The organism is Bacteroides sp. ET225 (assembly GCF_024733745.1).
GTDB lineage: Bacteria > Bacteroidota > Bacteroidia > Bacteroidales > Bacteroidaceae > Phocaeicola > Phocaeicola excrementipullorum.
Genome location: NZ_JANRHN010000028.1, coordinates 29,368 through 43,970, shown reverse-complemented (window position 1 = coordinate 43,970; position 14,603 = coordinate 29,368). Strand labels below are relative to the sequence as shown.

The window sequence follows — 14,603 nt, the reverse complement described above, 5'->3', positions numbered from 1 at the left end:
TGCTCGCCTTCGACACTGTCCCGTCCTTGCGCGTGCTGTGAGGCATCACACCCTTGCCGTCCTTGCCCTGGGCAGGAGTCTGCAACATCAGCCGGTACTGCCCGGCCGCAAAAGTCATGTTCTCCTTAACGAATGCCTTCTCCGCATCCTGCGCGTGGAGCAGACCGAACGCGCAGGACAGGCAGAAAGCCGCAATCATTTTTACCTTGCTGTTTCTATTCATAAACGATAATTGTTTTAGTTGTGGCGGCATGCGCAATCCGCTCGCGACACACCGTCACGGTTCATTAATTCAGTTCAATGTCATGACGCAAAAGTAGGAAATCCAGCACATGCACTGGTAAGGATTCATCCAAAATTAGGGGATATATCATGTGCCCTTTTCGATTTAACATACGGATGTAAGGGGAGATTTTGTCCAAACCAGCTACAAATGCGGCCAACGAATGAGTGTTAAAGCCTTCTTTACACTAAGTAAAACTCTATTTATCAATATATTATATTTTTCACAAAGACCTGCATCTGCACGTATGCCTTATTGGACTATTTATTCCCGCCGCATAAATAAAAATACCTATCTTAGAGCCTGCGAAAACAATGAAAACTACTGACATGAAAACATCATTCAAACAACTCGTCAAGCAGACAGGATGGCTGTCGGTCACATCCTGCCTGTGCTCGCTTTCCTTGCATGCGCAGGAAAAGAAAAACGTCCTGTTCATCTTTGTCGATGACCTGCGGACGGAATTAGGATGCTACGGAAGCCCGGTACAGACACCCAACATCGACCGGCTGGCATCACAGTCTGTCGTATTCCGGAATGCCTATTGCAACGTGCCGGTAAGCGGCGCTTCACGCGCCAGCCTGCTGACAGGCGTATATCCGGACTTTGAACGAAAAAGATTTGTCGATGCCGAAACATACTCCCAAAACGACCTGCCCGGAGTCACCACCCTCCCTCAGGCATTCAAGGAGCAAGGATACCATACGGTTTCGTTAGGAAAAGTGTTCCATCACCACGACGACCGCACGGACAGTTGGAGCGAAACTCCGTGGATTGTAAGTCCGGCAAGCGGCGACTGGGCAACCTACAACAAATGGAATGTATGGAAAAAGACCGTCGAAGAAAAAGATCTGCATCCCCGAAGTCACCGGGGAGCGTATTATGAGTCGGCCGACCTGCCGGACAGCTGCTACGAAGACAACACGATTGCACGGAAAGCGATACAGAAACTGGGCGAACTGAAAGAAAGGAAAGAGCCTTTCTTTCTGGCTGTCGGTTTCAGAAAGCCGCACCTGCCTTTCATCGCCCCGCAAAAATACTGGGATCTGTATGAAGAAGACAGCATAGCAATTGCCGGCAACAGATACCGTCCGTCGGGACTGCCCAAGCAGGTGCAGAGTTCCCGGGAAATCTGCCAATATACTCAAACAAACGATACATCTTCCGAAGCGTTCCATCGGAAAACCCGGCACGCCTATTACGCCTGCGTCAGCTTTGTCGACGCACAGATCGGCCTGGTGCTGGACAAACTCAAACGGCTCAGGCTGGACAGAAATACCATCGTCGTACTGTTAGGCGACAACGGGTGGCATCTGGGAGAACACGACTTCTGGGGAAAGCACACGCTGCTGAAAGAATCCACGCACGTTCCGCTTATCATCAAAGGTCCCGGATGGAAACACGCCTGTTCGCAAAGCATTGTTGAATTCGTCGACATCTATCCCACCCTGTGCAAAGCCTGCCACATCCCGCTGCCCTCGCATCTGCAAGGAAAAAGTTTTCTGCCCACACTTGTCCAACCGCAAAAAAAGCACCGCCCCTATGCCTACATCCAATGGGTCAAAGGAGAGAATCTGGTGGACGGACGGTACAGTTACGCCGAATGGCATAATGACGCACGGCAACTGACCGGCAAGCTGCTGTTTGACCATCAGGCGGATCCGGACGAAAACCGGAATGCAGCCACCAGCGAACAATACGAGAAGCAGACGGCTGCATTTGGCACACAGATGAAAAAGGCAAAAGAACAGAAACAAATGAAAAGCATATAAGAAAAAGAATGCCACGGCCGGAACAGAAGTTTCCGGCAGACATGAAAAAACAATCTCCAGCTTAAAGATACATATCTTCAGGTTAAAGATGTGCATCTTCAGGCTGGAGATTTATATCTCTAGGCTAGAGATATAGAATTTCACACAGCGTCATGCGTCTGATGACGGCACTCCGCCATGATTCAGACGGTTCAGAAATTCACCGGCATACGGTTGCCTGCAGCCGACACTGCGTATACCGTAAAACCGCTTGCCCAGTCGGTAGTCAACGTAAACTCGCGGCTGGACGATCCCGGAGCGATGCCTTCGGACACGTAAACCAGTTTGCCCGAAGCGTCTTTCACTTCGAAAGCTGCCACATGCTGCCAGTTGGCCAGCGTAACGGTGTTGCCGCTGCGCGAAGCTGAGCCTGCAACCACATTGTCTTTGTTCTTGTAGCTGTCCACCATGTAGTCTGTGATATACTCCAGAGCCACATCGGGCTTGGCGTAACCCAATCCTTCCACACGCGCTTTCAGATTGTCAATCTGCTGCTGCGTCACTGTAAGGCGGCCCTTGCCGTAGTCGTCGATTTCCGTATCCACCGGAGTCAGGAAGCCCCACTTGCCGAAGAAGTCAAGCAGATTGGCCTTGGCATTCACACAACAGTTGTATACGAATTCCAGCTGCTGTTCGCCTGCCGTTTCCAGATCTTCGTTTATGCGGACATATTCATACACGTCGGGATAGAAGCCGCCCTTGTCTGCCTGCTGAGTCGGCGTGCGGCCCAGTACCTTTCCGTAATACAGTTCCAGCTGCCAGAAGGGGACGAGCTTGCGGAAGACGTCAGTTTCCTGCGCATGAGCGATTCCCGGAACCATCAGACTGTTCCACGCCTTGTTGTAGAAGTCCTGCAACTCCAGGCGGGAGTCATTTCCGAAGATGGTGGTCTGGATGTAAAGAGCTGTAATGTTGTTGGTCACCTCCGTTGTTCCGAGCCACTTCAGTCCCGGACGTGTCTGGTTGCTGTGGCCCACTTCATGCGCCGGACCCCAGCAGTCAGTTGTCCGCAGCTTGTCGGGATCGGTCAGAGCGTCTATCGTTCCGGCCGAATACGAAGTGCGGTAGCTGGTAGAATACATGTAGCTGTCAGAGTACATCACGTTGAAATACATGCGGTTCTTGAACATGCGTCCGTATTTCTCCAGTCCCAGGAACACCTGTTCGTTGTACACCAGCTCGTCATACGTGTCAATCAGTTCCTTACCGTCCCGGGTGTTGTTCACGAAGTTCAGCGTGGGGAACGTGAGGTGAGCGTACTTGCCTACCACATCGAAATGCTTGTCTACGGCGGCGGAGAGCAGCTCGTTCCAGCGTCCTTCGTGTGCCAGATTCTGGCTGTCGAAATAGCCGTTCACCTTTCCGGAGGCGAAGTGCAGCGTGATTTCGGGTGCCGTTTCATAGTCGGCCGTGTGATACATCACGTACACCAGTCCCTTTTCTTTCATCTTGATGGTATTGATGCCTTCCTTCACCGCATATTCATTTCCTCCGAATCCGTCTTCTCCCGGCGTATCCAGATTCTGCACGCGGATCTTTACGGATTCCTGTCCTTTCAGGTCGGCCATCACTACTAGGTTCTCGTCAGCAGCCACCTGAATGCCGGTCGGATTGTCAAGCAGGCTGTAGGTGGTAGTCTTGTTTTCCTTAGCCTGCACATCCGGATGCGGATATGCCTTGTAGTCGGCAATGCGGAACTCGCGCGGATAGCGGTCGTTGTACATGTACCATGCCATGTTCTTGTAGAACGAGTGTTCGCAAGACAGGATATCCTGTTCCGTAACGCCCGACTTCAGTTCCGTGCAGGCGGGGTTGGCGAAGATCGTCGTCCAGTCAAAAGTGTTCGGGTCTTTCTGATAAAACTCCATCTCACTGCAACGGGCGGCTCCACTGGTATAAGTATCGGTGATGATAAACTTTACCTTGGTCACTCCGGCCTGTGACTCCGTAAAGTCAATACGTGTACTCCCGGAAGATTGTTTCATCACACCTGACCAAACCGTATGATACTCGGCACTCCGAGTCTTGTTAACGTCAGAATACACTTGTATCTCAATATTCTTGAAATGGCCGTTGGCACTAGGATAATAGACTATATAGTCCATAGACTGCGGTTCATCAAATGTAAACTCGATATAACATGGGAATTTAGGAGCCGTCCAGTTGTTCTGCCAGAAGTTCTCCAAATCTCCATCTATCATATACTCGAACACGTTATTGGGACGTTCACCACCATCTCCTTCCACAGAATTTGCCATAATTTTAATATCCTCTCCTGTTTCAGGCGCTCCCGGTTCGTAGCTGCCCAGCCCTTTCTGGCTGACAGTAAATGTAGCGGCCCCGATATCCTCGCTGCCTTCCACATCGTCTACAGTAATCGAAGCGTTGCGCGCTTCTCCCTTATTGGGAAGAACAGAGAAGTGATGGGTTTTGGTCACCGTTTCATAAGCGCGTGAAGAAGCCGAAGCGGTTTCCTGAACCCAGTCGCTGCCAGCAAAATCAAAATTATAAGGCACGTTGGCAGTCACGTCAATATCGAACTCGCCGCCTGTTTCGCTCATGTTCACCACAGACTCGGACACCAGAATGGCTTTTCCCCATCCCAGCTGCGCTACAGAGATGGTATCTGTCTGCGACAGCGCTTTGATATACAGTTCGCCGCGACGCACGTCCTTTTCCGTGTTTTCAGTGATGTTCAGCGTCAGGTCGCCCAGCTCGTCCTTCGTTGCCGTACACCAGTTCTCCAGTCCGTTGCCATAACCTACGACATATTCTTCATTGCACTTCACCTCCAGCTGATAGGTTGTGGCAGGCGAATCAAAGTTCAGGGAAGTTTCCGCTACCTGCAGGAATGCGCCGTTCGGAATGCTTTCCCATTCATTTTCGTCCCAGCAGCCGGACAAGCCGCCGAGAAGAGCAGCAGCCGCAAAGAGAGCCGCCGCCTTCGTTTTCAGAAAGTTGTTCATGTTTTCCATGTTTTACGAATTAATCCGTTAGAAAATAAGTGTTCATTCTAAAAAAGAATACAGACAATGCAGCCGATAACCGGCACACACGGGATACGACAATCCCGGATGCGCATCAATATATACGGAATCTGCATTGCCTGCGTTCCCTTATCCCTACGTAGCAATCTTTCTTTTTTTACCTTTCTTCCGTGTCAAAAGCAACGGCGGGCCTGTCCCCGGCTCCTTCCCGCAAGCAGGGAAACAACCTTAAGCCAAGCCGGGCATATCCTGTTCCGGCCCGCCGCCATCCGACATTCCTAAATCAATAGTACGGATTCTGCACAATCTGCGGAGCCTTGTTTATTTCGTCCTGCGGAATCGGCATCAGATACTGCCCCTTATGGAAGCTGCGCTGCAACGGCAGATCCATCGGCGTGAAATCTTCGATAGTTTCAGCCAGCGTGTTCAAACCGCGGTCGGGCATGCCCACAAACTGTTCGGCCACCTTCCAGCGGCGGTAATCGAAGAAAAGATGCCCCTCAAAGTACAGCTCGTTGATACGTTCCTGGCGCACAATCTGGCGCAAGCCATCCTGTGTGTCCTGATAGCCGGGGTTGGTGGAGTAGTTGTTCCATGCCTCGTCTACCGAAGGAATGCCGGCACGCTCGCGAATCTTGTCAATATAAACCTTGGCTTCATCCAAGCGGTTAAGCTCTACCAAAGCCTCAGCGTAGTTCAGATAGATTTCACCCAAACGGAACTGTACCATCGGGCACTCGATCATAGCTCCCTGAAAGCTCGGATAAGACCATTTTTTATTGGCAAATCCAGAAATAGAATACTCAGCGTCTGTACGATTACCGCGTCCGTGCGGATCATTCTTCAAAAACTGCAACTTAACAACTCTCTTAGCCGGATCACCGTTGCCCGGATCCTTGTCTTCATAACGGTTGAACTCAAAATAACCGTTGTGATATCCCACCCAAGCATAGAACCGGGGTTCACGGTGAGTGGTCAGGCTCATCACCTTGCCCGCCGATGAGCCGCCATCGTAATTGTTGCCATCATTGTTTACGGGAGCGTCAATGTATTCGTAACGGTTTTCATAGTCATAGGTTTTGTCCATATCCATAGGCAAACCGTTCTCTGTATAGAAACGCTCCACAGATTGCAATGTAGGACATATAACGCAACTAATGCCGCCTTTATATGTTCCTGAATTCTGCCGAGGGGCTGTACGGCGCTGGATTCCATAATATTCTTCATTACGCGTATCGCACCAGATGACTTCCGGATTATTATTAAAGTCCAGAATCGTATAGCGTAGACGACGCTGAGCCGCATTGGGCAGTCCCGGCTTGTCATCGGTGGGTGTGCCTGCCGCCGCATCATCATACAGATGGAAGCCGGCCTTTTCCAGTTCATCAATGGCATACTTCGATGCATCGGCAGCCTTCTGCCACTTTTCCACACTATACTCCTGCGAAATGAGGTGACGTCCGTCTATCGGGCTGACAAAGCTGCTGTACATCTCCGAGTTTCCGTTGAACAAAGGCGAAGCGGCATAGAGGTACATGCGCGACTTCAAAGCCAGTGCCAGCAAACGAGTGGCACGTCCGTAATCGTCGCCGCTCCACGTGTCGGGCAGATGGGGAATGGCTTCATCCAGCTTGTCATTAATAAACTGCACCACTTCATCGTAGCTGCTACGCTCGGGGAAGTCTGCGATAGGCGTGTTTTGGTCAATGACACCGCGGATAATCATGGTCGGTCCGTAGGAACGCAAAGACAAGAAATGATAGTAAGCGATCAGGAAATCAGCTTCTGCCTTATAGGTGACTTTTGTCTCTTCGCTGACATTCGTAGAGAAAACGTTCTCCAAAGCTTCCTCAAACTTATAGCACTGACGGATACCGTTCCACACTGTGGCCCATGTTTGGGTAGTATAACTTAAGCTGGAAGGACTGTAAGTGCCATACTTGAAGGTAGTGAACAGCTCCTTGGTCACAGCCGTCATTTCTTCCGGCAACCAGTAAGAGCCGGGGTATTGACGAGGCAAAGGCATATATCCGTAGCAAGAATAAAGGTAACCTTTAATGGAATTGGGAGTCTTCCAGGTATCGGACTCTTGCGCACGTTCATCCGGCACAATGTCCAGATAGTCGCATGATGTCAGCTGTCCGGTCAAAGCCAGAGCAAGCATCAGTTTATATAGATTCTTCATCGTTCGTTTATTTGTTGTTGAATGTTACTTGTACACCGAAATTAAACACACGCTGGGTCGGATATTTCAAGCCGCTTCCGCTTCCCATTTCCGGATCCCAATAGTCGAAGGGTGAGAATGTCAGCAGGTTGCTTCCGCTTACATAGAAACGCCATCCCTTATACGTATAGCCGATTTCCGCGTTCTTCAGTTTCAGGAACGCACCGTTGCGCAGCCAGAAAGTAGACGAAGCCGTGGTGTTCGGGTTGTCAAGCTTCGACAGACGCGGGTATTCGGCGTTGGGGTCGGGATTATCCTCGCTCCAGTGGCTGTCGGCAATCCATTGGAACACGTTGTTGATGCCCTGCGAACCGAAAGGATGGAAACCGGACATCAGGATAGATGTCTTGGCGGCACCCTGAAAGAAGAATGAGAAGTCCCAGTTCTTCCATTTGACAGAGGGTCCGAAACCGTAGACGATTTCCGGATCTTTCGGATTGCCCACATACATACGGTCGTTGCTGTCTATCACGTTGTCATACTCGCCTGCATAGTTGGGCAGGTTCTTATACCAGATATCACCCGGCTGCGGGTCAAATCCCAGATTCTGTTTCGGGTTGTTCTTGATGGTAGCTTCGTCGGGAAACAGACCGTTGGCTATATAGAGCAGATACTGTCCGTCGGAATGACCGATGGTAGAGAGGTTCGGATATTCGCGGAAAGGCGGTTCGTCGCGCTCCAGAATGGTGTTGTGAGCATAGGTGAACGTTCCCTTGAACGAGATGAACAAGTCTTTGTTTACCTGCTTGTTATAGTCTAATGCAAGATCCACACCTTCGTTCTTCATCTTTCCCAGATTGCCGTAAACGGCTGCTCCTGCCATTCCGAGGAACTGGGGGATGGTACCTGAACGGGACAAGAAGATGTCGCGGCGGGTTTCCTTGAAGACATCAAACGTAAGGTTCAGCGAATTGAAAAGCTGCAGGTCCATACCCACATTCCATTTCTCGCCTACCTCCCAGCCCAACTGGGAATTATAGTAACGGTTCCATTTCGGACCGCTCAGCTTAATATTCTGATTAGTACCGGTGACATAACTGGGACCACCCGAAAGCGAGATATCTTCCAGATAGGCAAAACGGCCGACTGTTTTGCTGGTATCATCGTTACCGACCAGACCCCACGAACCGCGGATCTTCAGCATGGACACTACCGGACGGAGCTTCTCCCAGAAATCTTCCTCCGAAATGGTATAACCCAAGGCAAACGAAGGGAAGAAACCGTAACGGTTGTCCGGAGCAAAGTTCTCGGAACCGTTGTAACCGAAATTGGCTTCCGCCAGATAACGGTTGGCATAGGCATACGATATACGGCCCGCTATACCCTGCTTGCGCTTCGGCAGCGAACTGAACAAATCGCTGGGGATATTGGTGTCATACTGCTGGCGGTTGAAGAGGAACATCACGTTCAGGGCATGCACGTCGTTGAACGTATGGTTATAGTCCAGCATGGCCTGCAAATACATGTTGCGCTCGCCGCCATGTCCGCCCGTCGTATTGATGGCAGTATCCACCTCCTTGTTTGTATTGCGTAAGGTATAGTCCAGTGTTTCGGGGTCGTAAGACTCCAGTTCGTAACCGTTGTATGCGCTGCTGCGGTGAACAATCGTGATATTCTTGTTCTTGTAAGAGAACAAACCGCTGAATTTCAGGCCGGGGAGCAGCATGCTCAAGTCCTGCTCAATCTTGAAGTTGGCAGTCACGATGCTCTGCATGTTGGTCTGGTAGCCGCGCACATATTCAGCTACCGGGTTTCGGAATCCTGTATCATACGGTCCGCCCGACTTGGCACCCCACATGATATCTTCCGTAACGATGCCTCCCGTGCCTGCCGGATACATGATCGGGAAGTCAACCGGGTTGGCAATCAAACTGTAGGCAAAGATATCGTTCACCGACATGTTCGGACCCTTCCAGTCCCTTACCGAAAGGTTCAGTCCCAACGAAAGTTTAGTTGTCGGCGTAGCGTATACGTTCAAATTGTTGATGAAATCATAGTTCGTTACACGCACGTTGTTGTTGTAAGAGAAATAGTCCGAACTCATGGAATTCAGGTTACCGTCGCTGTGCTTGATTCCGGCACTCATGAAGTAATCCATCTTCTTGCTTCCGCCCCGGATATTGAAGTTGGCCTTCTGCGAGAAAGCGTTCCGTTTGAACATCTCGTCATACCAGTTCACGTCCGGATAAATGTAAGGATTCAAATGATTCAGCGTTCCGTTAATCTTGTCCTCGCTGTAAGGCGTGCCCGATGCATTGGGACGAGTCAGCGCCTCGTTATACAAGTTCATGTAAGTCACGCCGTCCACCGTCTGGGGAACGTCAGTCAACTGAGTCAGCGCACCTTCCAGACGGAAATTGATGATCGGTTTGTCCAGATTCTTACCCGACTTGGTCGTTACGATCATGACACCGTTGGCACCGCGCGTACCATAGAGGGCGGTAGCCGTGGCATCCTTCAGAATAGAGAATCCTTCAATAGCTTCAGGATCAAGGGCATTCAGTTCCTGCGCACTGATTTCCACACCGTCCAATACAATCAGGGCACCCGTCGCGCCGCTGAACGTAGACTTACCGCGAATCCAGAAGTCTGCACCGTCGGCACCCGGCTCACCGCTTCGCTGCACGGCAATCACACCCGACAGACGGCCGGCGAAAGAAGAGCTCAAGCTGGCAGAGGGCACACGCAGATCCTCTGAACGCACCTGGCTGACCGAACCTACCATACTGGCTTTTTTCTGTCCCACACCGAAAGCGGTAACCACAACTTCTTCCAGCATTTCGGCAGACTCATTCATTTCAACCATGTACATTTTCAACGAACCGACTTTCACTTCCTTAGTTTCATAACCGATGTAAGAAATCTGAAGCACATCGCCTTCTTTACAATTCAGACGGAATTGTCCGTCTACATCAGTCATGACACCATTGGTAGTCCCTTTCACCATTACAGTCACCCCGATCAAGGGTTCGCTTGTCTTGGCATCCGTTACCGTACCTGTAATCTCATGTCCTTTCTGCTGTACTGCGCTGACTGATGCGGCCATATCCTTCGCCAGACTCTCCGCCGGAATAGCGCAGGCCGGAAAAGCCGACAGCCACAAAGTACCTCCTACCAATAGGCTGGAAATACAGCCTTGCAACAGGCTCTTTTCTTTTTGATGCATAGGCATTAAATTTTAAGTGTATAAAAAGTATAAATAAAACTTTAATTAGAGTTTTTCTGTTTGCAAATATGCAAATCTATTATAATAGACAAGGCTTATATTTTCTTTATCGAAGTACACGTGTGTCCATCCTTTTATTTTTAACACTCGAACACAAGGATACATATCCGTCCAAAAAGGGGATATATAATCCAAGACATAAATGTTAACAAGCTGCTTTACACTTCATTATAACGGAACAAGTCTTAAATAGCCCTTCTGAACAAAAAAAATCCCTGCCTTGTTCCGAATCTCCCCTGCGACGACCGGACAGAAAAGCTAAAAAGCAAAGCCTGCACGCACAAGTATACACTTTTGGACGCAATCTGCCGTAACATTAAAAGATAAAGGCTATTTTTGCCAAAGAGTTAACAACCATTTTATGAATAAACATTAACGAAAGAACTACTGACATGAAAACACTCAGAACATGGACGGCGGCAGCCTTGTGCTGCATCGGCACTTCCGTTCTCGGACAAACCGCCTCGTATTCCACCCAGGCCATCACGAAAGACCTGAATTACTTCAGTGACTGGACCGCTTCGGAACTGGGAAAGAATTTCAAGAAAAAACAACTGAAAGAATTCAGCAGTCCGCTCATGAAGCAACTGGCCGAGCAGATGCAGGCCGGCACTTACCAGGCCGGACTCTTGCTGAAAAGCTATAAGCCCGTCCCCTCGAACGAAACACTGGAAAAGGCGCTCAAACTGTATGACGGATACAGCCGCTACGAAAACATCACCGGCGTTTACCTGGAAAAAGGCGAAAACGTGGTGCTGGCCGGCGACCTGCACGGACGCAGGGTTGCCTTGCTCATACCCGACTGGATGCGGCAGCCGACTCCCGGCTACGAACCAACTAAAGACCCGGAAGGCTGGGGACTGAAAAGACAACGGTATGAGCTGCACGAGGGTGTCAACGTAATCAACGTGGAAAAGGCGGGCAACGTCTATATCGACTACTTTGCCGACGATCCGGAAACCGCGCCTGCCATCACCATCCACTTCGTAACGGGAAAGGTGAACGGATTCTTCGATGCGGAAAATCAGACCAACGAAGACTGGAAACGCCTGCTTGACAATGCCGTAAGTCCCGTGATGGACGTAAAGACACGCTACATGCAGCTTGCCTATCCGGTGGAATACCTCAAGAAGTTCCGCTATGAAGAGGGCAAGGAACTGGCCGAAGCCTACGACAAGATCATGGAACAGCAATACACCTTCAACGGTGCAGTCAAATACAACCGCATACCGCCCAAGCGCATTCTGGCACGCGTCAACTTCAACTACTTCATGTTCCGCGACGGCGACGGGGTTGCTTTCCTCGGCAACGACGGCACGATGAAATCGGCATTAGGTCCGGACATCTACAAGGACTGGGGAGTGAATCACGAAATCGGCCACGTAATGCAGATGCGTCCGCAGCTTACCTGGGGCGGGATGACCGAAGTGAGCAACAACCTCTTCACGATGTATGTGGCGCGTCAGGCAGGCCAGCCCAGCCGTCTGAGCAAGAGCCACAATTATGAACACGCCCACAAGAATGTGGTAGAAGCAGCCGAAAAGCCGTTCATCATGTGCGTAAAAGACCCGTTCGAAAAACTGGTTCCCTTCTGGCAGCTTTACCTGTATGCCCAGGAGAAAGGATACAAGGACTTCTACGCCGACCTGATGGAATACATGCGCACCCATCCGGACAAAGGCCACGGAAACGCCTCCATCAACAACATGTATGAGTTTGCCAAAGTGAGCTGCGATTTGCTGAAGACAGACCTGACCGACTTCTTCGAAGCATGGGGATTCTTCGTTACAGGCACATTCGAGGTAGGCGACTACGCGAACTACCGGTTTGAGATCACGCCCAAGATGGTGGAAGATACCAAGAAGTACATCGCGTCGAAGCATTATCCCAAACCTGGAAAGGACCTGACTTTGCTGACAGACTAAGAAACTGTTTTGAATTTATCGTGTGCTGATTTGGGATGAGTTTTTGAGGCATTTCCGTTTGTGTGATGAGGAAGATAGCGGGCTATCTGACGAAGAACAGAAGCGGAAAAGACCAAAAAATAGTCCAAAGCACACACGAAAACGAACACATCAAGCCAAGAAAAACTTTTTGGAGAAATTCAAAACAGTTTCTAAGATTCCGCCCAGGTTCTGCAAAGGACAGTCCAAAGGCGATCCGCAACCGTCTGCCGGAAAAACGGGAAACAAAAGGGCCGGAAACCGGAAAGGAACTGCGGAACGACGGAAAAAACAACCCCCGTTCCATAAAAAATCTTTATCTCTAACCTGAAGATATAAATTTTCAGCCTAAAGATACATATCTCTAACCTAAAAATACGTATCTTTAACCTGGAGATAAATCTTTCCGGATCCTCCATCAGGTTTCCTTCCGGCAGCCGGCGGATATTCACCGGCAGCCGGACTGCTGACTTGCATAACCACTTTTTTTATTTTTCATATAAAATGTATTTTTAAAATGAAAAAGCTGAAGTATTTATCGTTGAGCTTGTGCCTGCTGACAGGTCTGACAGCCTGCACGGCACAGCAGGATTCCGCCGTGCAGACAGGCGCGCAGGGAACCGAATGGCGTTGGGACAAAGGGACAATTGTAGTAGAAACTCCCGAACGCCCTGCCGGACAAAAAAGTGTAATCGGACTGACTGTACCCAAGATGGAAGTGGTCCGTGTGGGTTTTGTCGGACTGGGCATGCGCGGTCCGGGAGCGGTGGAACGCTTTACCCACATCCCCGGCACACAGATCATGGCTCTGTGCGACTATGAAAAAGAACGTGCCGAACGCTGCCAGAAGTACCTGAAGGCGGCTTCTCTGCCCAAGGCTGACATCTATTACGGCGAGAAAGGATACGAAGAGCTTTGCCAGCGCGAAGACATCGACCTCGTGTATATCGCCGCCGACTGGCTGCATCACTTCCCCATCGCGAAATACGCCATGGAACATGGCAAGAACGTGGCTATCGAAGTACCCTCGGCCATGAACCTGTCGCAGTGCTGGGAACTGGTCAATTTGAGTGAAACCACCCGCAAGCACTGCATGATTCTGGAAAACTGCTGCTACGACTGGTTTGAAATGAACACGCTGAACATGGCGCAAAACGGCGTATTCGGAGAGATTCTCCGCGCACAGGGTGCCTACATCCACAATCTCGACCAGTTCTGGGACTACTACTGGAAGAACGGAAAGGATGACAAGCTGGGCTGGCGTCTGGACTATAACATGCGCCACCGCGGCGATGTGTACGCCACTCACGGACTCGGCCCTGTGGCACAGGCGCTGAACATCCACCGCGGCGACCGCATGAAGACGCTGGTAGCCATGGACACCAAGTCAGTTGTCGGCAAAGCGCTGGTAGAAGAGCGCACAGACTCTACTTGCAGCAACTTCCGCAACGGTGACCATACCACCACCCTGATCCGCACGGAAAACGGCAAGGTTATTGAAATACAGCACGACGTAATGACTCCGCAGCCCTACAACCGCCTGTATCAATTGACAGGTACCAAAGGCTTCGCCAACAAGTATCCGGTGGAAGGCTATGCGCTGGATGCCAGCCAGCTCTCGGCTTCGGGCGTACAGCCCAAAGTGGACGACCTGAGCGCCCACGGCTTCCTGCCTGCAGACGAATCAAAGGCGCTTGTAGAGAAATACCAGCACCCCATTCTGAAGAAATACGGCGAAATGGCTAAGGAAGTGGGCGGTCACGGAGGCATGGACTTCATCATGGACAGCCGTCTGGTATATTGCCTGCAAAACGGTTTGCCGCTCGACATGGACGTTTACGACCTTGCCGAATGGTGCTGTCTGGCCGAACTGGGAGAACTCTCGATGGACAACGGATGCGCTCCCGTAGCGTTCCCCGACTTTACACGCGGTGAATGGAACGTGGTGAAAGGCTACAAACATGCCTATGCATCTCCCGAAGCTGAACAGGAAAGCATGGAAAAGGCCAAGGCTTTCACTGCCAAGCTGAAAGAGCAGGGCGCAAAGGAATGGGCCGAAGAAGACAAGTCTAAGTAAGGCTCCACACGCAGAGATACGGAGGCGCAGAGAAAAATGAATTCCTGCGGCT

Annotated in this window: 6 protein-coding genes and 1 pseudogene; 3 read left to right on the top strand and 4 right to left on the bottom strand. The window is 50.6% G+C overall.

The genetic code is table 11. The features are described from left to right. Nucleotides 1-223: pseudogene (locus NW212_RS11640) on the bottom strand (glycosyl hydrolase family 88); the annotation flags it as partial. A gap of 389 nt (nt 224-612) precedes the next feature. Between NW212_RS11640 and NW212_RS11635 the strand changes: the two are divergent. Further along, on the top strand, nt 613-2,055 hold the full coding sequence (locus NW212_RS11635) for a sulfatase (RefSeq protein WP_258338812.1): 1,443 nt from the start codon (nt 613-615) through the stop codon (nt 2,053-2,055). 191 nt (nt 2,056-2,246) lie between these two features. Here the strand turns inward: NW212_RS11635 and NW212_RS11630 are convergent, their stop codons facing one another. From NW212_RS11630 to NW212_RS11620, 3 genes are all read right to left on the bottom strand, one after another. Continuing rightward, complete coding sequence (locus tag NW212_RS11630) at nt 2,247-5,060, bottom strand: M60 family metallopeptidase (protein ID WP_258338811.1); 2,814 nt, start codon at nt 5,058-5,060, stop codon at nt 2,247-2,249. A 304-nt stretch (nt 5,061-5,364) separates the two neighbouring features. Continuing rightward, on the bottom strand, nt 5,365-7,266 hold the full coding sequence (locus NW212_RS11625) for a RagB/SusD family nutrient uptake outer membrane protein (RefSeq protein WP_258338810.1): 1,902 nt from the start codon (nt 7,264-7,266) through the stop codon (nt 5,365-5,367). Nucleotides 7,267-7,273: 7 nt separating this feature from the next. Continuing rightward, nucleotides 7,274-10,471: a TonB-dependent receptor gene (locus tag NW212_RS11620; protein WP_258338809.1), complete on the bottom strand. Its 3,198-nt coding sequence runs from the start codon at nt 10,469-10,471 to the stop codon at nt 7,274-7,276. A gap of 452 nt (nt 10,472-10,923) precedes the next feature. Between NW212_RS11620 and NW212_RS11615 the strand changes: the two genes are divergently transcribed. Together NW212_RS11615 and NW212_RS11610 are read left to right on the top strand one after the other, a co-directional pair. Continuing rightward, nucleotides 10,924-12,456 (top strand): M60 family metallopeptidase, encoded by a 1,533-nt coding sequence (locus NW212_RS11615; RefSeq protein ID WP_258338808.1) that lies wholly within the window; start codon nt 10,924-10,926, stop codon nt 12,454-12,456. A gap of 535 nt (nt 12,457-12,991) precedes the next feature. After that, nucleotides 12,992-14,551, top strand: a complete 1,560-nt coding sequence (locus NW212_RS11610) for a Gfo/Idh/MocA family protein (protein ID WP_258338807.1) — start codon at nt 12,992-12,994, stop codon at nt 14,549-14,551. Nucleotides 14,552-14,603 lie beyond the last annotated feature (52 nt).